We start from the raw sequence: 23,833 nt of genomic DNA, 5'->3' as shown, positions 1-23,833 counted from the left end.
TATCGATTTCTTCCTTGTCGGGTACGGTCAGACCGTCACGGCCTTGACTTCGAGATACTCGGCCAGCCCGTGCGCCCCGTTCTCACGGCCATTGCCGGATGCGCGGTACCCACCGAACGGCATCGACAGGTCGACCTGGCCGCCGTTGATGCGGACCGAACCGGCACGCAGACGCGCCGCTACGCGCCGCGCGCGGGCAGGATCGCCCGATGCCACATACGCGGCGAGCCCGTATGGCGTGTCATTGGCGATGTCGATCCCCTGTGCTTCGTCGTCGTACGGAATCATGACCAGCACCGGTCCGAAGATCTCCTCGCGCGCGATCGTCATGCTGTTGTCGACGTCGGCGAAGATGGTCGGCCGCGCATAGAAACCACGGGTCAACCCGTCCGGCCGGCCCGGTCCACCCGCCACGACGCGGGCGCCTTCCTCGATGCCGGTGCCGATCATGCGCTGGACCTTCTCGTACTGCGCCTTGTTGGAGATGGGGCCGATGCGCGTGCCCGGCTCGGTGGGGTCGCCCACCTGCAACGCATTGGCGGTGGCGGCCGCGACGCGCACGGCTTCGTCATAGCGATCGCGCGGCACCAGCATCCGGGTGGGCGCGATGCAGGTCTGCCCGGAGTTCAGCATGACGTGCCCCACGCCCTGGGCAACGGCGGCCTGCAGGTCGGCGTCGTCCAGAATCAGCAGCGGCGACTTGCCGCCAAGCTCCTGGTGCACGCGCTTGACCGTGGCGGCTGCGGCCTGCGCCACGGCAATGCCCGCGCGGGTGGAGCCGGTGATCGAGATCACATCCACGTCGGGGTGGGCGGCAAGCCGCGCGCCCACTTCCTGACCATCGCCGAACACCATGTTGAATACGCCGGCAGGGGTGCCTGCCTCGTGCATCACCTCGGCGAACAGGGCCGCGTCGAGCGGCGCGATTTCCGATGGCTTGAGGACGATGGTGCAGCCGGCAGCCAGCGCGGCGGCCACCTTGGCGCAGATCAGGCTCAGCGGCCAGTTCCAGGCCGTGATCAGCGCGGCCACACCGATCGGTTCATGGCGCACGTAGTTGTTGCCGTGGGCGGTTTCGAACTGGAAGGCGCGCAGCGTTTCGGTGGCGGCGCCCAGATGGGCGAGTCCGATCGGGGCCTGCAGCGTATTGCAGAGGCTGACCGGCGCGCCGATTTCGGTACGCACTGCCTCTGCGAAATCGCCCAGGCGTGCCTTGTACAACGCGGTGATCCGTTCCAGCAGCGCCAGACGTTCTTCACGGCTGGTCTCGGACCATGCCGGGAACGCAGCACGTGCCGCGGCCACAGCGCGGTTGACGTCTTCCGCGCTGCCCAGCGTGACGTGACCGGCAACCTCTTCCGTGGCCGGGTTGACGATGGGCATGCTGCGGGCTGCGGCGGCTGGCGTGACCCATTGGCCGTCGATGTAGAACCTGTCGAGTGTCTTCACGCGTGTCTCCTTGTCGTTGTCGGGTGTTGGATCACTGGCGTTGCGCCGTGGTCACGGCATCCCCGGTCACGCGCTTCATCCGGGAGGTGTCCAGCCGCACCAGCCCGAACGCGCCGCTATAGAAGATGTGGCCCTCGGCATCGACCTTGATGGGCGAGTACAACCCGTTGAAGGTCGGATCGGTGCCGGTACGGATCGTCATCACGGTCTTGCCGGTGTCCAGATCCATGCCGATGTGATAGCGGTCGTTCCAGCGGTTCGTGAAGTAGCCGTCGACGATTGCCATGCGGCCGCCGCCGCTGATCATCGGCACCACCGAGATCGACGACACATCCGTGCGTACCCATTGCATCTTCCAGTTGTGGGTGCGCTGCTGCCACTTGAGCATGGCCACGCCGCTCGGGCCCGGGCGCGTGGCGCCGTTGATCAGGCTCGTGAAGCCGCCGCCGCGCTCGATCTGGGGCGAATCGTTGGTCGGGATGTTGTTGACCACGAACGCGTAGTCGCCAAAAGCCGACACCGATTGCTCGGACTGGACCGATTCGAGCTTCGGCCCCATGTCCACCGCCAACTGGTCCGCGATGCGCGGCGACTGCGTCCCCGGTTTGGCCTTCCAGCCGGCGGGGATGTTGTCGCGCCAGAAGGCCACCATGCGCATCTTGCGGGCGCCGTCGGTGATGACCACGAGCTTGTCCTCGTCCGGGCCAAAGCCCATCAGCGTTGGCGTGGAGCCGGTGCCGTCGGCGATCTTGGGTGCGGGCATTACCACGCCACGGTCGTAATTGGCGCGCCACGCACCACTGGCCTCGTCGTCGTGGATCTTGCCGTGGATGTCAACCACCAGACGGTACATCGTGGTGTTGGACGCCACGTAGACCGCACCGCCACCGGCCTCGGGGCCCGTGGCGAAGCTGTTCATGAACATCTCGTCGGCGCCGGATACGGTGTAGCTGTCGATGACCTGCAGTGAATTGCGGTCGAGCGTGACGACCTTGCCGCCGAGCGTATTGACGACCAGGTAGCCGTTGTAGGTCATGCCCATGCCGAAGAGGATATCGGCGGGCAGGCGGGTCTTGCCGCGCTTGATCTTCTCGTTGTCGAACAGGCTGGCCGGGAGCGTGGCGGCGCGCAACGGCGTCATGCCCGACGTCGGCGATTTCGGGTCGATCTGGTCGATGCGGAAGATCTGGCGGCCGCTGCAGCCGTAGAACGTATCGTCGCGGCCCAGCACCGCGTAGACCGCGCCGTTGGCGACCTGGTCCTCGGCGAACGACACCATCCGGTTCGGCTGCGACTTCATGTAGGCGAGCAGGCCAGCCTCGTCGCGGGCCGCCAGGAACGCCTTGACCTTCTCGGCCTGTGCCTGGCGCTCCGTCGGCGTCACCGGGGTGTAGTTCGGCAGGCGCACGGGGATATCGGTACGCGCGATCTCGGTCAGCTTGCCGTTCTCGACTGCCACCTTGCGCAGCGAGAAGCCGGCCCACCACCAGTAGATATCCTGGCCGCCCACGTGGTCCATGACCAGCGGGAGACTGACGGACTCGTTCGGAATGACCTGCACCGATTCCGGCGTCATTTCGAAGTTGCCACGCGGCACGGTGAATCCGACGCTGTCCGTGGCGGCGTCGTTCCAGTGGGTCTGGTTGTTGTACGACTGGGCCAGGAACGGATTCGGCGCCGGCGCGGAGGCGGCGACATGGCCGGCAACGGGGCCATTAGCGCAGGCGGTCGTGGCAATCAGGCTGGCCGCGATGGCGGTCAGTGCGAAGCGGGAGGAACAGCGCATCAAATGCTCCAGGTGGGAAGAGGTAGTGGTCATCAGGCGCCCGAGCGGATCAGGTCGGCGGCCTTCTCGCCGATCATCATGGCGGGTGCGTTGGTGTTGCCGCCGATCAGCGTCGGCATGATCGAGGCATCGACTACGCGCAGGCCTTCGACGCCGTGCACGCGCAGGGACGGGTCGACCACGGCCATCGCATCCACGCCCATCTTGCAGGTGCCGATCGGGTGGAAGACCGAATCCGCATGACGGCGCACATACGCGCGGATGGCGGCTTCGTCACCGTCGCCGGGGCCGATCCCCTCGGTCAGTAGTTCACGGCCTTGCGCGGAAGCCAGCGCCGGCTGCGCGAAGATGCGGCGCATCAGGCGGAAGCAGGCGACCATGCCCGCCATGTCCGATTCGGCGGAAAGGAAGCGCGGATCGATCAGCGGCGCGTCGCGGGTATCGGCACTGTTCAGCCGCACGTGGCCGCGGCTTTCGGGGCGCAGCAGGCAGGCCAGACCGGTGAAGCCATGCTTGAGGTCGCGGCGTCGCATGCCGGTGTGCGTCGGGGAAAGCCCCGGCACGAAGTGGAACTGCAGGTCGGGCTCGGCCAGTTCCCGGCTGCTGCGCAGGAAGGCGCCTGCTTCGGCAAGATTGGAGCTGAACATGCCGGTGCGGTCGCGTCGATACTGGCGCCACTGGCCCAGCATCTTGGCCGCGCCGCGCAGCGAGTATCCGAAAAGCTGCGGCGACAACACCTGATGGCACACGGCAATGTCGAGGTGGTCCTGCAGGTTTTCGCCCACGCCAGGCAAGTCGTGCACGACGTCGATGCCGAGATCGCGCAGATGGGCAGCCGGGCCGATACCGGACGCGAGAAGAAGCTGCGGCGAGTTGAAGGCGCCGCCGCTGACGATCACTTCGCGGCGCGCGCGCAGCACCTGTGTGACGCCGGCGCGTGTGATGCTGACGCCGACCGCGCGGCGACCCTCGAACACGATGCGCTGCACCTGCGTGTCCGTCCAGACCGTCAGGTTGCGGCGGCCGCCGCTGAAGGTGCCATCGTTGGCATCGCCATGGTGCAGGTAGGCGCGCGCGCTGTTCCAGCGCTCGCCGTTGCGCTGCGTTACCTGGTAATAGCCAGCGCCGTCCTGTTCGGCGCCGTTGAAGTCGCGGTTGAACGGGATGCCGGCCTGCATCGCGGCCTCGATGAAGCGCGCGGAAAACGGGTTGGGCGTGCGCAACTCGTTGACGTGCAGCGGGCCGTCCTTGCCGTGGTGCCGGTCATCGAGCGCATGGTTGGTTTCGCTGCGACGGAAGTAGGGGAGCACATCTTCATAGCCCCAGCCCTGGCAGCCCAGTTGCGCCCAGGTGTCGTAGTCCTTGCGGTGGCCACGGATATAGACCATGCCATTGATCGACGAGCTACCGCCCAGGCCGCGCCCGCGCGGCTGATAGGAGCGTCGGCCGTTGAGCCCCGGCTGCGGCACGGAGCGATAGGCGTAGTTGCGCGGACCGGCTTTCGGGACGATCGTCGCAACGGCCACCGGGGTCCAGACGCTGAAGTGATGATCGCTCGGGCCAGCTTCAAGCAGGGCCACGGTCACGCCGGCATCCTCTGCCAGCCGCGCCGCGACGGCGCACCCGGCCGATCCTGCGCCGACGACGATGTAGTCGAAGGCCGCCACCGCTGGCGTATCGCCGGCGAGTTTTTCATTTTGGGTCACATCTGTCTCCTGTATGCGGCTTGTTGGGTCGCCGAGCCGGCGCGCACGCGCGAAAAGCTCATGGCCGGTGCGCAGTACATCAAATTGCGTTCAAGAGAACAGCCACCCAAATGGGGTTGGGTGGGTGGGGGAATGGAGGGGGTGTCACAAGTGGCAAAGCAGGCACTTGGGCCGCTAGCCTTGATGTGGTGGCGGGAGCGGTCGCGGGAGCAGCGAAGCCGGGCCGGCGGGCGAGGCGTGGACCCTAGGGGAAAGACCTAGCTCTGGATCAGGGAGCCGATCAGAGAGTGGATCTGGGAGCGGATCTGGGAGCGGATCAGGGTGCGGATCAGGGTGCGGATTGGGGAATCAAGACGGGATCAGGCGCCCAGGGCGGGGATAGGCGGGCGCTCCCGCTGGAATAGCGCGTGAAGCCGGCGTGCCGGTTGGTCCAGTGTCGTGTCTTCGGCTGCGTCGATATTCGCCAGGATGTGTTCCGGTCGCTTCGACGAGAACAGGATCACGCTGGCCGGGTTCATGACCAGCGCGGCCTTGAGCATGAGTTGCGCCAGCACGCGGGCATTGGCGAGATCGGCGCCGACCTCGATGGACCAGCGCAGGCAGGTGGCCGGACTGGCCTGCAGCCACGCCACAAGCAACGGCAGGTGCTGGCTCAGCGCCCGGTGATGGATACGCGGATAGGGCGTATCGGGGATGGCTGGATCGAATACCGACCATTCGAACTGCGCCACGCGGCAGAAGTCGGGTTGGGTGCGGACGAGTTCGGGAATCTGGTCGCGATGGGAGCCAGCGCCGAACGCGCCGATCTTGCCGTCGCGCACGGCGTCTTCCATCACACGCAGGAGTTCGTGGTTGCCGTCGCGCGCCGTCAGGTCTTGGGCGGTGACTTCATGCAGCAGCCACAGGTCAATATGGTCGGTGCCGAGGGTGGCGAGGCTGGCTTCCAGCGATTCACGCGCCTGGCGTGCGGTGAAGATGGGATTCGGTTCGGAGGGGGTGACTGGAGAGAGGGAGGTGCCAGGTATCGGTATCACGGTCTTGCGCAGCACCTGCTTGAGGCCCGGAAACGTCTGCAGCACCGGCCGCGCTACCACGCGCGCCAGGCGCGTGACGGCGTTGCTGTCCGGCGGCGGGATGCCGAACTTGGTCGTGATGGTCACCTGGCCGCGCACCTCCCGCAGGAATTCGCCGAGGCAGCTTTCGGCCTCGCCATAGCCATACATCGGCGCCGTATCGAAATGACGGACACCGGCGTCGTAGGCCGCCCGGAGCATGGACAGCGACTGGCGGCGGTCCAGCGCGCCCATGATGCCTGAGCCGCCAAAGCCGAGCCGGGTGGTCTGGCGGCCGGTGTTGGCGAACGGGATGATTTCCATCGGCAAGTCCTTGGGGGTTGATGGGTTGCGGTGGCGTGATGGAGACGCCAGATCCATGTCAGCGACGCCCGATATGCTCGGCCAGCCGTACGGCCAGCGCCAGTACGGTGTGCGTCGGGTTGGAAAAACTCGAGGTCGGGAATACCGCGCCGGAGCACACATAGCCGTTGTCCATGCCATGCAGCTTGAGGTCGAGGTCGACGATGCCGTCACGGGCGCTGGACGACATGCGCATCCCGCCCATGTGATGGTTCATGTCGTCGCAGGTGGCCCGGATACTGTCATCGGGCGCCTCTGACAGACTCGGGTCAGACACGCGCGCGATGCCCGCCAGCGAGTCTTGCGCGACCTTCGCGAAGGCCCGGATCGTATCCACCTCGTGATCGGAGATGCGCCAGTCGAGCCTTGTGCGGCAGAGGCCCAGGCGGTCGCGCGAGTCCGACAGGCGGATCGCGCTGTCCGCGCGTGGCGACTGCTCGCACTGGATCTGCAGCCCGATGCGGGCGTCCGGCGGCACGTACGCGCGCCGCGCCACCGCGTAGCTCCAGCTCTGACGCGCCAGCAGGGGCGCATGGCGGACGAGCCGGCCAATCTCGCCGCCCGTGACATCGCCCACGCGGCCGCGCAACAGCTTCTTGGCCGTTGTCTTGATCTGCGTCTGGATCTCGCCGGACTCGCTTTCAAAGGAGATCTGCGCGGCGACGTTAAGCGTGCGGTAGCGCTGCTGCAGCGAGCGCGACAGCCGGATCTTGGGCTGGTACTTGTAGCCCCGGCTGAACACGTTGCCGAACACATCCAGGAACTTGCGCCGGTTCGTCACGTCGAGCCATGTATGCCAGACCACGTGGTCCTGGAAATGCCTGCCCAGCAGTGCGTTGCGTTGCCACGGCATCTGCGCCAGCTCCGGCTGCAGGAAGAACCGCGAGCTTTCGATGCCACGCATGCACCAGACGAAGCGGTCCGCGCGGAACGTGGTTTCCTTGCCTTCCAGTGTTCTGCACCGAACGCTGCGAACATGGGTGCCTTCCACGATGGGGGACACGGCATTGGCATGTAGCCACACGGTCACCAGTGGATGATTACGCAGGGTACTGGCGTGGAGGTTCGAGAAGTTGGTTTCTGGGCACCAGCGGGTCAGGAACGTGTCGAGATTCGAGAACACCGGTTGCGCCAGTCCCAGTTCGCGCCAGACGGTCGCGTCTTCAAGCGATGCGCTGGCGAGTCCTTCCAGTTCGATCGCGCGCTGATAGTACGGGGCCAGTTCCCGCTTGGAGATGGGCCAGCCGCTCCCTTCCACCCAGGGGCGCTGCTCGAAGTCGATGGCATCGAACTCCAGGATCTGGCCACCCCATCGCGTGGTGGAGCCGCCGATGGCGCGAAAGCGGCCATCGTGGATGCCATGGTGGCGAAGGCCGGCGATCTCGCTGCGATAGGTGTCCTGCGAGGCCTGCTCGATGTCTTCGCCGCCGCCTTCCAGCATCACCACGCGCCGGCCATGGCGGGCCAGTTCCACGGCAAGCAGGATGCCGGCCGCGCCGGCGCCGACGATGCATACGTCGGCACGATCGCCCGGGGCGGGGGTGGACTCGATCAGGTCGCGAATCATGTGCTGGCGGCTCCAGGAAAGCGGCATAGGTCTCCTCCGGGAATTTATGGGGAGTTGCCTTGCCGGACAATGGCCTGGAGGGCCAGATATGAGCGGCGCCGCACATGCGGCGCCGGCAGGATGCGGGGTCAGGGCCGCCAGGCGGCCGCGGATTCAAGCCAGCAATCAGGGCAGCAGATGGGTATCGCCGGCGGCCTGAGGCGGCAGCTTGATGGCCAATGACTTGAACTCGCCGCTGGAAGCGATCGTGCCCGCATGCGCGGTGCCTTTGGGAATCACGATCAGGTCACCGGGACCGACCTCGCGCTTTTCATCGCCCAGCCAGAAGACGCCCTTGCCCGAGATGATGTACTGAATCTCGTCGGCGCTGTTGTGGTAGTGCTTGGGGACATTGCCCGACTGCACGGCGATGGTTCCGGAAGGCGTGTTGACCAGCCCCTTGGTGCGCAGGGTGCCCATGTTGGGCACTTGCGGGCCGATGGCTTCGTCGCTCATGGCCGCCAGGTTGACGATCAGGGGCGCCAGCGCGGCCGGCGGGGTTTGGGCGTGGGCATGCGGCAAGTCGATGTGGGCGACAAGATAGCCGCAAGCAAAAGCGACCGGTACGGCGGAAAAAACGGCAAGACGACGCATATTCTTCTCCCTTGGGTTGGCCTGCGATCATTGCCTCGCCGCGACGCCTGCTTCGGGCGATCAGGCTGGATTGTCGCACCGCGCTTCATACCCAAGATTGAGGGGAAACCCGGAAGCGGGCGGCACGTGTTCGCTGCAACGCGGCCGGCGAACGTCGGGATCGTCCACTATGCTCGGATCTGGCTTCCGGAAAACATCGGGCAGGCGCCGTCCTGGCGCTGGCGGCCCGGGTGATGTCGCGGACGCGCCCATCTTCGTGGCTCGCCCGGTGGCGAGCACGGTACCCGGCAAGGAGAATCGTGATGGCTCAGAGATTCGACGCGATCATCATCGGCACCGGACAGGCAGGCCCCGCACTCGCGGCGCGGCTGGCCGGCGCGGGCATGAAGCTGGCGGTTATCGAGCGCGGGCGGTTTGGCGGTACCTGCGTGAACACCGGCTGCATCCCCACCAAGGCGCTGATCGCGAGTGCGTACGCCGCCCAACTGGCGCGGCGGGCTGCCGAGTATGGCGTGACCATCGGTGGGCCGGTCGCGGTCGACATGAGGCAGGTAAAGGCACGCAAGGACGAAATCTCGGGCAGGTCCAGCCAGGGCGTGGAGCAGTGGATGCGCGGGCTGGACAACGTCACAGTCCATCAGGGGCACGCCCGCTTCGAGCACGCGCGCGGCGTGCGAGTCAACGGGGAGTTGCTGGAGGCCGACCAGATCTTCATCAACGTCGGCGGCCGGGCGCTGATTCCACCGATGCCAGGGCTGGATCAGGTGTCATACCTGACCAATTCAAGCATGATGGAAGTCGATTTCCTGCCGGAGCATCTGATCATCGTTGGCGGCAGCTACATCGGCCTTGAATTCGGCCAGATGTACCGGCGGTTTGGGGCCAGGGTGACCATCGTCGAAAAAGGCCCGAGACTGATTCAGCGGGAAGACGAGGACGTGTCGCAAGCCGTGCGGGAGATTCTCGAACGCGAGGGCATCGAGGTTCGGCTCGACGCCAACTGCCTGAGCGCGCGCAAGGACGGCGACCATATTGCCGTCGGGCTCGATTGCGCGGGCGGGGCGCCTGAAGTTCACGGCTCGCACCTGTTGATGGCCGTCGGGCGCGTGCCCAATACGGACGATCTGGGGCTCGACACGGCAGGTATCGAGACGGATGCCCGGGGCTACATCAAGGTGGACGATCAACTGCGCACCAGCGTCCCCGGCATCTGGGCGCTTGGCGACTGCAACGGCCGGGGCGCTTTCACGCATACGTCCTACAACGACTATGAGATCGTCGCGGCCAATCTGCTCGATAACGATCCGCGCGCGGTGACGGATCGCATCCCGGCCTATGCCTTGTTTACCGACCCGCCGTTGGGCCGCATCGGCATGACGGAGCGGGAAGCGCGGCAGTCAGGGCGCAAGGTGCTGGTGGGCACGCGGCCCATGAGCCGTGTCGGGCGGGCCGTGGAGAAGGGCGAAAGCCAGGGCTTTATGAAGATACTCGTCGACGCCGACACGCGGCTGTTGCTGGGCGCTGCGATCCTCGGCCTGAACGGTGACGAGGTGGTGCACTCACTGCTCGACGTGATGTACGCCGGGGCTCCCTATACGACCATCAGCCGCGCGGTGCATATCCACCCCACGGTGTCCGAACTGGTGCCGACGGTGTTGCAGGGATTGCGGGCGCTGACCTAGCGTTGCCCTGGTGCCGCCGTCGGGTTTAGGGATGGATCTTCTCCCCCTTGTTCAGCATCTCGATGAACTGGGCAATCTTTCTGGCGCGCGTTTCGGCTTTCTTCACGTTCTGGATTCTGAACAGAATGGCGAAGCGGTTCTGGCTGTTCAGGGTGGCGAAGAATTTCCTGGCCTTGGGGTTGGCGTCGAGGGCCTGCTGCAGATCGTCGGGCACGGTCGCCTTGCTCGGGGATGCATAGGCGGCCTCCCAGCGTCCGTCGCGTCTGGCCTGCTCGACGGCACGAAACCCGGCTGGACGCATTCGCCCGGCGGCGATCAGCGCTTCGGCCTTTTCCTTGTTGATCCTGGACCAGATACTCTTTGCCGTCCTCGGCGTAAAGCGCTGGAGCCAGTAGTGTTCGCTCTCGGTCTGCTTCTGCCCGTCGATCCACCCATGGCAAAGGGCGCTTTCAATCGCCTGCGCATAGGACACCGTGGCTTCCCCGGCCGATCGCTTGGCGATGCGAAGCCAGACGCCGGATGCGGAGCCTCCATTGGCTTCGAGCCAGACTTCCCATGCTTGCTGATCGGCGAACGTGAGTGTTGGACTGTCCATGTGATGCCTGACGGGATTGTGCGGCGGACGAAGGGAATCGACGGTATCACAGCCCGGGAGCATTCGGCGAGAGTGGAAGGATCGCCACCGGCGTGGCAACGCTTATAATTCGCCAGCCCTCCGCCATCCACGATTCCATGCCCGCTGTGCCTGCCCAAGAACCCATCCGCCACGATGGCGCCATTGTTATTGGCGGAGGACCTGCCGGTCTCATGGCCGCCGAGATGCTGGCCGGGCAAGGCCTGCCGGTGGACGTCTACGACGCCATGCCATCGGTCGGTCGCAAGTTCCTGATGGCCGGCAAGGGCGGGATGAACATCACCCACTCCGAGGCGGCGGATGCCTTCCTGCGCCGCTATGGCGCACGCGCGGACCGGATCGGGCCGCTGCTTGACAGCTTCGACGCCGACAAACTGCGTGCCTGGGTGCACGGGCTGGGCATCGACACTTTTGTCGGCAGTTCGGGGCGCGTATTTCCCACTGACATGAAAGCCGCGCCGCTGTTGCGGGCATGGCTCCATCGCTTGCGCGAGTCCGGGGTGCGCATTCACGTGCGGCACCGCTGGATCGGTTTCGGCGCGCCCATCGACGGCTGGCATGTGCTGCGCTTTGCCACGCGGGACGGCGAGGTCGAGGTGGCGGCACGTGCGGTTGTGCTCGCGCTCGGCGGCGGTAGCTGGGCGCGTCTCGGTTCCGATGGCGCATGGCTGCCGATGCTGGCGGCGCGCGGCGTTGACGTGGCGCCGCTGCGGCCCGCCAACTGCGGCTTCGATATCGCGTGGAGCGAAGTGTTCCGCGCGCAACATGCGGGCGAGCCGGTGAAGTCGGTGGCCATTGGCGTCACGACGGTCGATGGCACGGCATTGCAGCGGCAGGGCGAATTCGTCATCAGCGAGACCGGTATCGAAGGCAGTCTGGTATACGCGCTGTCCGCGCCGATTCGCGATCTGATCGAGACGCACGGGTTCGCGGTCATCACGGTGGACCTGGCGCCGGGACGCTCTCCTGAGGAAGTCGCAGCCGAAGTGAGCCGGCCGCGCGGCTCGCGTTCGGTATCGAGCCATCTGCAGAGCCGGCTGGGTATTACCGGCGTCAAGGCGCGCATGTTGCGTGAGGTCCTGACGAAGGAGGCGATGCACGACCCCGTGGCGCTGGCGGCGGCCATCAAGGCATTGCCGCTGCGGCTCGTTCGCGCGCGGCCGATCGACGAAGTCATCAGCACGGCGGGCGGTGTCCGCTTCGAGGCGATGGATGACCGACTGATGCTGACCGCATCGCCGGGCCTGTTTTGCGCGGGGGAGATGCTGGACTGGGAAGCGCCGACCGGCGGCTATCTGCTGACGGCCTGCTTCGCGAGCGGGCGCGTGGCCGGGTCGGGGGCCGTGGCGTATTTGCGCGGCTGACGTGTCCGGCCATCTCCCGCTCCGGGAGTGGCAACGTTGCCTGCGGTGCCGTCAGCGTAGATGCCCGCCGAACAACCCAAGCAGACCGATCACGATGAGGTAGATGGCGACGATGTAGTTGAGCAGTCGCGGCATGATCAGAATGAGGATGCCGGCGATCAACGATATGAGGGGTCCCGCACTGGTAACCATGGTCATGGTGACTCCCGGAAACAGGCGTGCCCGGGTGGCACGCCTTTCTTTCTTGCAAGCGATGGGTTACCAGTGGACGTCACGCTCCCATGCCTTCAGCTCATCCTCGGCCTTTTCCTTGGTGCAGCCATAACGTTCCTGGATGCGGCCGAGAAGCTGGTCTCGCTTGCCGCGGATCTGCGTGATGTCGCTGTCAGTGAGCTTGCCCCACTGTTCCTTGACCTTGCCCTTGGCCTGTTCCCACTTGCCTTCGATCTGATCCCAGTTCATATCTGACTCCTTGAGTGAAGTCCCCTGAGGCGGACATACGGACGCCGCCCGGGGGAGCACGCCAGCAATTGGCGGAGGTGATGATTGACGGTTGATTACTTGCCGAACTTGGCGGCGACATCGGCCTGGCACTGGCTCCGGGCGTCGCCGGACATCGCATCGCAACGTTCCTTGCGAGCCTCGTATGCCGCGTCAAGGTTGTCCTTCTGGGCAGCACGGCGCGCTTGCGCGACTTCCTCGGGGCTGCCGGTGGCTGCGGCCTTCTCGATCTTCGCGGAGCCCAAGGCCCTCTCATGCGCGGCCTTGGCATCCTTCACGCAGACGTCCTTTTCGTTGCCCTTTCTGTCGTCACACATTTCCTTGGCCACGTCGTAGTCTCGATCGGCCTTGGTTTTCATGGCCTTGGCGTGGGCCTTTTCGGTACCTTCGTGACGCGCATCCGCGTCAGCCCTGGCCACGTCGCGATCTCGCTTGGCCTCCAGCTTGCACACGTCCTTCGCGTTGTCCTTCATGCCGTCACATCTCGCGGATGCTGCCTTGTAGTCGGCATCCGCCTGCTTGATTGCAGCTTCGTGATCGGCCTTCGATCCTGCCGGGGCTTGCGCCAGTGCCATGCCTGCGGGCGTGGCAACAAGCATCGAACACACTACTGCCGAGAGCCATTTACTCATCACGTTCGAGCTCCTGTTCAAAGTGGATTCAATCGGACCCGCCGGGCCCTCCCGTTGCTGCCCGGCGGCGGGGGCAGGGCTGTGCGCCCATGCATCAAGGTTAGGTTCGCGGTGGGGGAGGGAAGCAGAAGGGCGGTTCCGAAAGGTGCGTCAGACGATTCCGACGATGGACCGCAGAGAGCGCAACTGACGTACGGCAGGCGCACGGCAGGCGCACGGCAGGCGCACGGCGCACATCGTTGCTCGGCCTTGATGGGATACAGTACGCAGAGTTTCGCGACGGCCCAGACGCCTCAGGAGCGCCAATGCTTGATCACGTCAAATTCGGCGTCAGCGATGAATCGCGCCGCATAGGGCGCTGGCAGCAAGGACAACGGTACCCCTGGTCCGCGCCCGCGCTACCATGCGAACCACTACGCGAACTACCACGCGAACTAACAAGCGGCGTTCGTCATTGGTCCCGACGGGCACAGCATCGAAGCGGTTTGCCATCAACCCGAGGCCAGAAAGGATGATCATGCAGATTCCGGTAATCGAGCCTGCGCGAACCGCGCTGGTGGTCATGCATTACCAGACCGATATTCTGGAGTTGTTCCCGTCCGTCGCGCCGGTTCTGCTGTCGAATACACGCAGGCTGTGCGATGCCGCGCGAGCGGTGGGCGTCGGCGTCTATTTCGCCAAGATTCATTTCAGCGCGGGGTATCCGGAAGTCAGTCCGTTGAACCGGAACGGGCAGGTCATCAAGCAGCTTGGCCTGTTCGTCAATGACCAGATCTCGCCGGAACTCGGCCAGCGGGCCGACGAACCGCTGATCCTCGCGCATCGCGCCAGCGTGTTCTTCGGCACCGACCTGGAGGTGCGGCTTTCCGCCCGGGGGATCGACACGCTGATCATGGTTGGCATTGCGTCGACGGGGGTGGTGCTGTCGTCGGTGGCGCATGCGAGCGATGCGGACTTCCGCCTGCTCACGGTGAAGGACTGCTGCTACGACCCGGATCCGGTCGTCCACGATCATCTATTCGCAACGGCATTCGAATCGCGTACGACGGTGCTTTCGCTCACCGATGCCTTGGCGTTGCTGGCCCAGCCTTCCTTGGTCACTGAGGGGCGTGCCTGATTCGGCACGCGCAGGGGTCACTTGTCGCGCGTCACGCTCACGCCGGCATCCACGGTGCCGTACACGGTGACGCTTGATTCCCGGCCTCCCGGGGCGCTTGACGACGCGCATCCCTGAATGGCGCCAAGCAGGAGTACCAGTCCAATTGCGCTGAAAACTACCCGATGCATGATGATTGTCCGATGTCTTCCAAAAAGCATTGGACGGCGCGGAGCCTCAGGAGTTTCATCCGGGATGGCGACGACCCTGGTGTCGGGTCGTCGACGCAATCATGGACGCTCGCCGGAACGTAGGCGATCAGATTGCGGACAGGCGCAGCACGTTGGGCGGGCCATCCATGAACGCGCCCATTGCTTTGCCGATGGAGCGGAAGTGCTCCGATTTCCGATGCGCGTCGACCGCATCCGCATCGCGATATTTCTCGGTGAATGCGTAAAGTCCGGTTTCAGCGGTCCGCCAGAGCGTGTACTCAAGGCATCCTTCCTCCTGCCGGGATGCCGCCACCAGTTCGGCTGCAACCTTTTCGAACTCGGCCTCGGCACCAGGTTTCACTTTGATCTGCGCAACAACAGCCAGCATCGTCTCCTCCTCTTCAAGTGGGTAATTTTCGGAAAATCCTAGCCTGACCGGACCGCTCAGTCTAGGTGCATGGGCCCAACAAAACGTTCGGTATTCGCCCTTGCTGGTCTTTCCGGGGCATTGCGCGCGCTGGCGTTCTGCATGGCAGTTGATGTCCCATTTCTGGCTGCCTGAGGCGCGATTTGACCTGTTCCAGATAGGAAGGTAACCTTGCAAGGTAACCTTTCTAATTGCATGCCATGAGCAAGAGCCCTCCTTCAGCAAGTGACGCTTTGGCGCACGCCACGGCCGAAGACCTGCGCGCCCTGATTGGCACGCTGCGCCGAAGGTTGCGCGAAGAGGCGAGGGCCGGTGATTTCACGCCTTCGCAGATCCAGGTGCTGCATCTGCTCGAGCGCGATGGCCCGGCAACGGTTGCCGGACTCGCCCGCGCTCTGGATGTGCGTCCGCAATCCATGGGCGAGACGCTGACAGTCCTGAAGGCGGCGGGTGCCGTCAGCGGCGCGCCCGATCCGAACGACGGCCGGCAAACTGTTCTCTCGCTGACCCCTGCCTTCCGCCAGAAAGTCAAAGCCAGCCGCGCGGCGCGCGAGGACTGGCTCTACCGTGCCATCCAGAGTCGTTTCACCGCTGCCGAACAGCAGCAACTCGCAACCGGCGTCGAGCTTCTCAAGCGGCTGGTCGCGCCGTAACGTCAATACGATAGATCCATAGGGAACACGTCCGTGGCTCGTACATTCCGTTCGCTGCGCAACTTCAACTACCGGGTGTGGGCGAGTGGCGCGATCGTGTCCAACATCGGCACGTGGATGCAGCGCACGGCGCAGGACTGGCTCGTGCTTACCGAACTCACGCATCACAATGCGACTGCCGTCGGGATCGTGATGTCGCTGCAGTTCGGCCCCCAGATGCTGTTGTTGCCGCTCACCGGCTATGCGGCCGACCACTTCAACCGCCGCAAACTGCTGTTCATCACACAGACAGCCATGGGTTTGCTGGCGCTTGGGCTGGGCCTGATGACCGTCACTGGCCTGGTACGTCTGTGGCATGTCTACGTGTTCGCATTGCTGCTCGGGTGCGTCACCGCGTTCGACGCCCCCGCGCGGCAGACCTTCGTCTCCGATCTGGTCGGCGAGGAGGACCTTCCCAATGCCGTTGCGCTGAACTCCACCTCGTTCAATGGGGCCCGGATGATTGGCCCTGCGATCACGGGTCTGCTCATTGCATCGATCGGCACGGGATGGGTATTCCTGATCAACGCGCTGTCGTTCGTCCCGGTGATCGGCGCGCTGCGCATGCTGCGTCAGCACGAGCTGCACCTGAAGCCGCCCGCGCAGCGCTCGCGCGGCAGCTTTCTGGAAGGTTTCAGGTACGTGTGGAAGCGCCCCGACCTGAAGGCGGCGCTGTTCATGTTGTTCCTGATCGGCACCTTCGGCCTGAACTTCCCGATCTTCATTTCGACCATGTCGGTCAGTGCGTTTCATGCCGGCGCGGGACAGTACGGCTTGCTGAGTTCGACCATGGCGATAGGCTCCGTTACCGGCACGCTGCTGGCCGCGCGCCGGGCACGGCCGCGCATGGCGATCCTGGTCGGTGCCGCAACCATCTTTGGCGTCGGCTGCATGTTTGGCGCATTGATGCCGAATGCGGTGTTGTTCGGCCTGACGCTGGCGGTGATCGGTGCATCGACACAGACGTTCACCACGTCCACCAACAGCCTCGTGCAGATCTCGACTGAGCCGGCGATGCGTGGCCGGGTAATCGCCATCCTGCTGGCCATTGCGCTGGGCACCACGCCGCTTGGCGCGCCAGTGGTGGGGTGGGTGGCGGACCGCTTTGGTCCGCGCTGGGCGCTGGGCGTTGGGGCGGCTTCGGGTTTTGCCGCGGCGCTCGTCGGACTGTTCTATCTGATGAGAAATCGCAACCTGCGCTTCTATATCGAGACGGGTCGCCTGCGCTACAGCATCGACAAGCCGCGCCAGACGGCGTTCGTGACCGCTCCCGCTGCGTCAGTGCCAAATGTGGTGATGAGCAAGGCGGAAGACGAGTGAGCGGCAGCGTCGGCATCGCGCCGGCGTGCGGAGAGACGCATGTCCTTAGCCTTGGCCTTGCCATCCGCGCGAGGTAACGGCTTCTCAAGGATTTCTCGGCGGACCACGTGACTCACGCGTGCTGCACTATCGGCCGAAGAGCCTGGAGAAGATGAAACTGCTGGATGCCGAATGGGCGGACTCAGGATAAGGCGAGGGCGGGTACGGTTTCGGTGAGCAATAACGCACCACAACTCAACATCATAATAAGACGGACCTTGACATAGTTGTGCATCGCAACTATGTTGGTTGCGATGCGCAACTTGTTTGAGCCCGCACATGGACCTTGTTGATCTTCCTGCTAAATCCCGAGACACAACGATTCTCGAGCTCCGGGACTTTTCCCGAAAACTGGTTCGCGAATTAGGCTTCATGCGAACGACCTTGGCTGACAGTGATCTTGCGCCTTCGGCTGTTCACGCGATCATCGAAATCGGGGCAACGCCAGGGATCAGTGCAAAGGACTTAGGCAACATCTTGCGCCTCGACAAATCAAACACAAGTCGACAGGTTGCGAAACTGGAGGCTGGCGGGCTCGTGAACCGCAAGGTCGCAAACGAGGATGCGCGCTCGTCCGAGCTGTATTTAACAGAGGCAGGGCAGAAGCTCCGGAGAAAAATTGACCGGTTCGCGACAGATCAGGTGTCCAGTGCGCTTCGACGTATGGTTCCTGCCGACCAGCAACTCCTGGTTCGCTCTCTCGCGCTGTACGCCGACGCGCTTGCGCAAGACAACTCAACCGAAGCGGCCCTCGGACGCGTCATAGCCACACAGATTCAGGAGGGCTATCAACCCGGCTGCATCGGTGACATAGCAAGCTTGCACGCCCGGTTTTACGCAGAGCACTGGGGCTTCGGCGCGTTCTTCGAGCAGAAGGTGGCGACAGAACTTGCCGAGTTCGCTGGCACATTGCCAGCCCATGGCAAGGCGCTATGGCTCTACGCCGAAAATGGTCGCTCTCTCGCCTCTGTGGCAATCGATGGGGATGATGAAACGGGTATCGCTCATTTGCGATGGTTTATCGTGGACGATTCGTTGCGTGGTTCCGGTGTCGGGCGGCAATTGATGTCGCGCGCGATGAGATTTGTCGACGAGCGATTTAGTGAGACCTACCTTTGGACGTTCAAGGGTCTGGATGCAGCGCGCCACCTATACGAATCATTTGGTTTTCAATTGACCAGCGAATCAGAGGGGACCCAGTGGGGGACCAGCGTTGTCGAACAACGGTTTAGTCGCTGCTCTGCCCGAACTCAGCCGTGATCCATATAGGCCTTAGCGAGCGGCGATTGAGAGCGACCAGTTGCGCTTATGCTTGGAGGTAGTCTGTTCACAAAACGTAACCAGGTGAATCCGGGTCGTCGGCAATTCAGGGGACTGTTCGTCAGGAACGGGATCGGACAGGGCAGCCAATTGCGAGCGCTCTATAATCTCTGCCGAACGCACAGTCGACGAACACGCTCCGCTACTACGAGGCCTCTCATGAATATCGCGATCAAAGCATTTTTGCTCGGCATGGTCCTTTCCCCGATGGTATGCGCCGCTCAAACTGACGGTTGCGATGCGAAGCGCCAGTCGATAGAGCGAGAAATCACTTACGCGAAAGCACACGGCAATGCGAAGCGCGTAGATGGCCTCGAAGCAGCGCTTGCTCAAATGAATGCCAATTGCACCGATGCTGTGCTGCGCAGCGACGCACAACGCAAGGTGGTCGCGGCGCAAAAGAAGCTGGCTGAACGCGAGCGTGACCTGCAGGAAGCAAAGGCCAACGGCAAGAGCGCGAAGAAAATCGCCGATCGTCAACGCAAAGTCGACGAAGCGCATGTCGAGCTTGAAAATGCACAGATGGACGTACCGCAGTAATTGAGCATGGCCGAAAGCGACTGCGAATATGGCCAGGCATCGTCGGATATTTGCACCGTTGGCGAATGGCCGCCTTGGAGAATTGCGACCGTCCCTTGTGGGTCGTTCTGAGTCAATTCCCAGGCCCCGCAAATCGACGAAGAGCCCCAAAAAAGAACGGTGGCCGCTGCCGGCCACCGCAAGGGCTGAGACAAGGAACAGGGTTCTTGGTCAGAAGATCTGCCGGATGCCTACCGTCACCCCGATCATGTTCTGCTGTCCGGTCATGGTCGGATACTTGAAGGCATAGGCCGTGGCGGCGCCGTCGAAGCTGAGGCCACCGTTGTGCGCCCAGCCGGCCGACAGATAGACGTCCGTGCGCTTGCTGAAGTTGTAGTCGGCGATGAAGCTGACCTGATGCATGTTGGGCGGATTGCTTGTCGGGGTGTTCGCCGCCGCGCTGGCTTGTTTGACGTTGGCGAAGTAGTAGGCCAGGGACAGTCCCAGTGCCGGCGTGGCCTGATAGTTCACGCCTGCCCACCAGTAGTCGTCACGCAGCAGCGTGCCGCCGTTCGAGAACTCTCCCTTGTTGTAGCGATAGCCGGCCGTGAACTTGAGCGGCCCGGTGTTGTAGAGGGCCGCCGCACCGAGCTTGGTCATCTTGCCCGGCTGGCCGGTGACCGCTGCCGGACGCCATTCATCCGCCGCGAGGGAGAATCCCAGTCCGTTGCTCAGGTACATCAGCGAGCCGCCGTAGCCGGTGTTGTCGGAGAAGTGCCCCGGTACTTCGCCGGCGCCGCCATTGGCTAGCAGGATGGTGGCGTTCTGCACGGCCACGCCGGTGCCGAACGAGAAGTGCGCCACGGCCTGGAACGGTCCGAACTGGCCCGTGTACTTGACCATGTTGTCTTCGCGGTAGTTCAGGCCCATCCACCAGATGCCCGGCTCATAGGTGGCCGCAAAGCGAAGCGGGGCGAAGTTGGCCATGCCGTCGAAGAACGACGTGTACTGACGGCCGAACGAGAACTTGCCGACGGTGGCGTTCTGGATGCCGAGGTACGACTGGCGGTTGAACAAAGGGGCGCTTTGCAGCGCGCCGGTGTCCCACTGAAAGCCGGACTCCAGCACGAACAGCGCCTGGTTGCCGCCGCCCAGATCCTCGACGCCGCGCAGGCCCCAGCGCGACGCCGACAGGCCGCCCACGCTGGGCATGCCGAAGCGGCTGCCGCCCTGGTTGGGCGTGGCGGCGGACGACGCCACGCGATTGACGTACTCGATCGACCCGTCGATGACTCCGTAAAGCGTGACGCTCGATTGCGCGTGTGCTGTGACACTGGCCGCGGCGAGAGCCGCCAGCGCGAAAGCCTGCTTCCTCATGCTCTGTCTTCTCCGTATTGGTCTTGTGTTGTGATCGCCCACCGTTTGCCGGTGCCTGGCAGCACATGGAGGTGGGCTGATGCGCATTAGATCGCGCAGCCCGAGGCGGAACCCCCTCCGGGAGGGGTGGGGCGTCCTGCCAATGTGGAGCAAGAGGGGGGAGGATTTATCCCTATGGCGAAGGGCGCCGTCGCGGTCAGCGGGGACGGCATGCCATGGGAGGCGGTCGGTCAGGGCGGCAAGCAGACCGACATCAATGCTGGGGTAGATTGGCCGAGGAAGGGTCTGTCCGGTTCAGTCAGGGACCCGCCGTCGGCCCTGCTCAATCGAGCGCGCGGTCCTTCGATTCCACGTTGACGATGCCGATGGCGAAGGCGCCGGCCAGCAACATGCTGGAGATCAACGCGAGGGCCAGGGTGAAATGCGTGGCCATCACTGGCGCGATGATCGCGGGTGCGAACAGGCCGCCGAAACGTGCCACCGCACCGGCCGCGCCCATTCCAGTGGCTCTCAGATCGGTCGGGTAGACCTCTGGTGTGAACGCATACAGCGCGCCCCAGGTACCCAGCAGCGCGAAGCTCATCAGCAACGTGGAGCCGACCACGACCGTGGGAGACGTGCCCAGGCTATACAGCATGCAGCCGACCGCGCTGAGCAGCAGAAATCCGATCAGCGTGGGTTTGCGGCCCCAGCGCTCGACGCCGTACGCGGACAAGGCGAAGCCGGGGAGCTGGACGATGGCGAGGACGACCAGAAAGACCTGCCCGCGCATGAAGGCGAAGCCCTCCGCGCCGAGCTTGATCGGCAGATAGACGAACACACCGTAGTACGCGATCGAGATCAGCGCCCACGCGGCAAATAGCGCGAAGCTGCGGCGGCGGAACGTTCCGGAGAACAGCGTGAAGACCGACTTCGGCGCGACGACTTCGGATTGCAGGGCCGGGATCTCGACGTTTCGGCCGTTTGCTTTCGCCACCCGTTCCAGTACCTTGCGGGCCTCGTCCGATCGCCCGCTACGGTTCAGGTACATCGGCGATTCCGGAATGTAGAAGCGCAGGACAACGCCAATCAGCGCGGGAATGCCTGTGACCAGGAAGATGACGCGCCAGGCCTGATCGCCATGGGACAGCGCCACGAGCGCCAGTACCGCCAGGCAGATCGTGCCAATCGCCCAGAACGATTCGAGCAGGACCAGCCAGCGGCCGCGACGGTCGCTGGGCAGGAATTCGGCCATCATGGTGTAGTCGACCGGCAGGGTGCCGCCGACACCGACGCCCGTCAGGAAGCGCAACACGAGCAGCCAGGACAGTTCTGGCGCGAAGGCCGATGCGATGCCGGAGAGCGCGTCGATGACGATGGCAATCATCAGCACGGGGCGGCGGCCAATGCGGTCGGCCAGGCGGCCGAAGACGATCGCGCCCACCAGCATCCCGACGAAGAAGAGCGTGCCGGTCTGCAGCGCCTGGGGCATCGTGATGCCGAACGTCTTGGCGATGGACGGCGCGCTGAAGCCGATCGACAGCACCTGCATGGCATCGGCGAGCCAGACCAGGCCGAAGATGACGAAGAGGCGATACTGAAACTTGCCGACACCGGCCAACCGGATGCCGGCCTCGAACGGCACCTTTGCGCCGTTACGGGAGGTGGCCCCGGCATGGCCGTTCGGCACGGGTTGCCCGCCAACGACTGCGATAGGTGGAGTGGCTGGCGTCATGGTGTCTGATGTGCCGGAATGAACGGCCAAGGGCGTGGGATCCACGGAGTATAGCGGCACGCGGTTTTGCCCGCGTGCGGGCAGTATGCATCTGCTATGCTGATTTCGTCGCGTCCGACGCGCCCCCCGCGCGCCGTGACCGGCCAGTGCCCCCATCCGTCCAACGGTCAGAACGGTGGTCGCCCCCCATGCCAAGCAAGCCCTTGCTGAGCCAGCATCCGGAGTTGTCCGCAGTGCGGGTCTACATGATCGGCCTGGCCCTCGGCTGCTCGACGGGGGTCGACTTCTGGGCGTCCGCGATGATGGGCGTGGCCGGCACCCACATTCGCGGTGGCGTGCACGCATCCCCCGAGGACTTTCTCTGGACACTGACGTCGTACGCGGCAGCCGCGGTGGTGGCCAACCTGATGCTGCGGCGTCTCGCGCACGACATCAGCTACCGTGGATTCACCATGGCGGGGCTTGTTATCGCCGCCGCCGGCGCGGCGCTTTGCGCGCTGAGCCGCAATCCGCTCGAGCTTGCGCTGGCCCGCGCGGTGCAGGGCTTTGGCGCGGGTGGGCTGTTCGCGGCATCGCGCATCATCATCCAGCTTGCCGCCGCGCGCGAGGAGCGCCGGCCATTGTTCATCGGATTCAATATCGGCAGCATGGGTTTGCCGGCGGCGGCACCGTGGATCACGGCGCAACTGGTCGAGAACGCCGAATGGCAGATGGTGTTCGTGCTCCAGGCGGGGATCGCGCTGGCCACGCTGCTGTTCGTCGTGCTCACTTATCCCCCCCGGCTGACGGTCACGCTGGCGCCGTGGCACGTCGACTATCACGCGATGGACTGGGTGACGGTGATCCTGTTCGGGGCGGGCGCGCTGACGCTGCTGCATGGCCTGGGAGACCTGCGGTTCTACGAACTGGCGAACTCGCCCTCGGTGGCGTTCACGCCGATGGCCGGCATCGCGCTCTTCGCAGCGGGCATGGTGTATCTGCGCCGCCATCCGGACCCGTGGCTCAACCCGAAGCTGCTGCTGGGGCGGCGCTTCCTGATCGGGCTGTCGTTCTACGCCATCTATTACCTGCTGAACGGCCTGTGGACCTATGTCATCTCCACGATGCTGCAGAACGGCATGGGGTTCACCTTCCAGACCACCGGCACCGTGCTCACCACCACGTCGTTGCTGGGCTTCGCAGCGGCGGCTGCGTTCACGTTCTGGGGCACATCGCTGCCCGGCTCGCGGCGGTATATCGCGCTGGGCTATCTGATCTTCGCCATGGCCGCGTGGCTGCTCTCGCAACGGATGATGCCCGGCGCCTCGCTTGAGGTCATCCTGCCGGTGCTTGTGCTGCAGAACCTGACGCTGCCTTTCGTGCTGATGCTGGTGGCGGGCCTGACGTGGGCGGAGTTCAGCGTGGACGACTTCGCCCATGGCTATCAGTTCAAGAATATCGTGCGCCAGATCGCATCGGCGGCGGGGACTGGGCTGGCCAGCCTGTGGCTGCAATATGACGAGGCGATCGCGCGTACGCAACTGGTTGCGCACGTGACGCCGTTTGAATTCCAGCAGGGTATCGACCCGGCCGAACTGGCACGCCTGTCACGGCTGATCGACCAGCAGGCGACGCTGATCGGCACCGCCAATCTGCTGATGTTGCTGGCGGGCGCGTGCTGTGTCATCGCGATCGTCGCGGTTTCGCAACGCGCGTTGAAGTAGTTCGGCAAAACGCGCGTTCAACACATACGCTTGGTTCAGGCAGGC

Annotated in this window: 22 protein-coding genes; 8 read left to right on the top strand and 14 right to left on the bottom strand. The window is 64.4% G+C overall.

All coding sequences use genetic code 11. From position 1 onward, the window contains the following. Positions 1-27: 27 nt before the first annotated feature. From RN01_RS15205 to RN01_RS15180, 6 genes are all read right to left on the bottom strand, one after another. Complete coding sequence (locus RN01_RS15205) at positions 28-1,449, bottom strand: aldehyde dehydrogenase family protein (RefSeq protein WP_017514646.1); 1,422 nt, start codon at positions 1,447-1,449, stop codon at positions 28-30. Between the two features lie 31 nt (positions 1,450-1,480). Then, positions 1,481-3,235 carry a hypothetical protein gene (locus tag RN01_RS15200; RefSeq protein ID WP_017514647.1) on the bottom strand — a complete coding sequence of 585 codons (1,755 nt, stop codon included), beginning with the start codon at positions 3,233-3,235 and terminating at the stop codon, positions 1,481-1,483. 32 nt (positions 3,236-3,267) lie between these two features. Further along, a complete protein-coding gene (locus tag RN01_RS15195; protein ID WP_039016684.1) occupies positions 3,268-4,941 on the bottom strand; it encodes a GMC family oxidoreductase in 1,674 nt (557 codons plus the stop codon). Between the two features lie 359 nt (positions 4,942-5,300). Beyond that, positions 5,301-6,317, bottom strand: coding sequence for an aldo/keto reductase (locus RN01_RS15190; protein ID WP_017511318.1), 1,017 nt, complete (start codon positions 6,315-6,317; stop codon positions 5,301-5,303). A gap of 58 nt (positions 6,318-6,375) precedes the next feature. Next, complete coding sequence (locus tag RN01_RS15185; protein ID WP_024571001.1) at positions 6,376-7,950, bottom strand: GMC family oxidoreductase; 1,575 nt, start codon at positions 7,948-7,950, stop codon at positions 6,376-6,378. Between the two features lie 138 nt (positions 7,951-8,088). Then, positions 8,089-8,556, bottom strand: coding sequence for a cupin domain-containing protein (locus tag RN01_RS15180; protein WP_017511320.1), 468 nt, complete (start codon positions 8,554-8,556; stop codon positions 8,089-8,091). 302 nt (positions 8,557-8,858) lie between these two features. On the opposite strand from RN01_RS15180, the gene RN01_RS15175 reads away from it, so the two are divergent. Further along, complete coding sequence (locus RN01_RS15175; protein ID WP_017511321.1) at positions 8,859-10,238, top strand: FAD-containing oxidoreductase; 1,380 nt, start codon at positions 8,859-8,861, stop codon at positions 10,236-10,238. A gap of 25 nt (positions 10,239-10,263) precedes the next feature. Here the strand turns inward: RN01_RS15175 and RN01_RS15170 are convergent, their stop codons facing one another. Continuing rightward, on the bottom strand, positions 10,264-10,833 hold the full coding sequence (locus RN01_RS15170) for a YdeI family protein (RefSeq protein ID WP_017511322.1): 570 nt from the start codon (positions 10,831-10,833) through the stop codon (positions 10,264-10,266). Positions 10,834-10,970: 137 nt separating this feature from the next. On the opposite strand from RN01_RS15170, the gene RN01_RS15165 reads away from it, so the two are divergent. Next, complete coding sequence (locus RN01_RS15165) at positions 10,971-12,236, top strand: TIGR03862 family flavoprotein (protein ID WP_024571002.1); 1,266 nt, start codon at positions 10,971-10,973, stop codon at positions 12,234-12,236. Positions 12,237-12,287: 51 nt separating this feature from the next. On the opposite strand, the gene RN01_RS33065 is transcribed toward RN01_RS15165, so the two are convergent. From RN01_RS33065 to RN01_RS15155, 3 genes are all read right to left on the bottom strand, one after another. Beyond that, the gene (locus RN01_RS33065) at positions 12,288-12,434 is read right to left on the bottom strand and encodes a DUF3096 domain-containing protein (protein WP_008649224.1); all 147 of its coding nucleotides are present in this window, start codon (positions 12,432-12,434) and stop codon (positions 12,288-12,290) included. A 60-nt stretch (positions 12,435-12,494) separates the two neighbouring features. Continuing rightward, positions 12,495-12,698 carry a CsbD family protein gene (locus RN01_RS15160; protein ID WP_008649225.1) on the bottom strand — a complete coding sequence of 68 codons (204 nt, stop codon included), beginning with the start codon at positions 12,696-12,698 and terminating at the stop codon, positions 12,495-12,497. 95 nt (positions 12,699-12,793) lie between these two features. Further along, positions 12,794-13,372 (bottom strand): hypothetical protein, encoded by a 579-nt coding sequence (locus RN01_RS15155; RefSeq protein WP_024571003.1) that lies wholly within the window; start codon positions 13,370-13,372, stop codon positions 12,794-12,796. A gap of 514 nt (positions 13,373-13,886) precedes the next feature. On the opposite strand from RN01_RS15155, the gene RN01_RS15150 reads away from it, so the two are divergent. Further along, positions 13,887-14,486, top strand: coding sequence for an isochorismatase family cysteine hydrolase (locus tag RN01_RS15150; RefSeq protein ID WP_024571004.1), 600 nt, complete (start codon positions 13,887-13,889; stop codon positions 14,484-14,486). 17 nt (positions 14,487-14,503) lie between these two features. Here RN01_RS15150 and RN01_RS34305 read toward each other — a convergent pair whose 3' ends face one another. Beyond that, positions 14,504-14,656 (bottom strand): hypothetical protein, encoded by a 153-nt coding sequence (locus RN01_RS34305; protein WP_017511327.1) that lies wholly within the window; start codon positions 14,654-14,656, stop codon positions 14,504-14,506. A gap of 127 nt (positions 14,657-14,783) precedes the next feature. After that, positions 14,784-15,065, bottom strand: coding sequence for a putative quinol monooxygenase (locus tag RN01_RS15145; RefSeq protein ID WP_017511328.1), 282 nt, complete (start codon positions 15,063-15,065; stop codon positions 14,784-14,786). A gap of 239 nt (positions 15,066-15,304) precedes the next feature. Here RN01_RS15145 and RN01_RS15140 point away from each other — a divergent pair, with 239 nt between their 5' ends. The 4 genes from RN01_RS15140 to RN01_RS15125 all read left to right on the top strand — a co-directional run bounded on the left by RN01_RS15140 (position 15,305) and on the right by RN01_RS15125 (position 19,015). Further along, positions 15,305-15,757 carry a MarR family winged helix-turn-helix transcriptional regulator gene (locus tag RN01_RS15140; RefSeq protein WP_011519415.1) on the top strand — a complete coding sequence of 151 codons (453 nt, stop codon included), beginning with the start codon at positions 15,305-15,307 and terminating at the stop codon, positions 15,755-15,757. Between the two features lie 33 nt (positions 15,758-15,790). Next, positions 15,791-17,116 carry an MFS transporter gene (locus RN01_RS15135; RefSeq protein ID WP_017511329.1) on the top strand — a complete coding sequence of 442 codons (1,326 nt, stop codon included), beginning with the start codon at positions 15,791-15,793 and terminating at the stop codon, positions 17,114-17,116. Positions 17,117-17,434: 318 nt separating this feature from the next. After that, the gene (locus tag RN01_RS15130) at positions 17,435-18,415 is read left to right on the top strand and encodes a helix-turn-helix domain-containing GNAT family N-acetyltransferase (protein ID WP_017511330.1); all 981 of its coding nucleotides are present in this window, start codon (positions 17,435-17,437) and stop codon (positions 18,413-18,415) included. Positions 18,416-18,634: 219 nt separating this feature from the next. Further along, a complete protein-coding gene (locus RN01_RS15125) occupies positions 18,635-19,015 on the top strand; it encodes a DUF1090 domain-containing protein (RefSeq protein WP_017511331.1) in 381 nt (126 codons plus the stop codon). Positions 19,016-19,225: 210 nt separating this feature from the next. Here RN01_RS15125 and RN01_RS15120 read toward each other — a convergent pair whose 3' ends face one another. After that, a complete protein-coding gene (locus RN01_RS15120) occupies positions 19,226-20,371 on the bottom strand; it encodes a porin (protein ID WP_011519405.1) in 1,146 nt (381 codons plus the stop codon). Positions 20,372-20,693: 322 nt separating this feature from the next. After that, on the bottom strand, positions 20,694-22,085 hold the full coding sequence (locus RN01_RS15115; RefSeq protein WP_223277365.1) for an MFS transporter: 1,392 nt from the start codon (positions 22,083-22,085) through the stop codon (positions 20,694-20,696). Positions 22,086-22,273: 188 nt separating this feature from the next. On the opposite strand from RN01_RS15115, the gene RN01_RS15110 reads away from it, so the two are divergent. Further along, complete coding sequence (locus tag RN01_RS15110) at positions 22,274-23,788, top strand: MFS transporter (protein WP_024570484.1); 1,515 nt, start codon at positions 22,274-22,276, stop codon at positions 23,786-23,788. The last annotated feature ends 45 nt before the right edge of the window (positions 23,789-23,833 follow it).

Origin of the sequence: Cupriavidus sp. SHE, assembly GCF_000812445.1 — a bacterium.
GTDB lineage: Bacteria > Pseudomonadota > Gammaproteobacteria > Burkholderiales > Burkholderiaceae > Cupriavidus > Cupriavidus metallidurans.
This window is presented reverse-complemented; position numbering and strand designations above follow the sequence as displayed.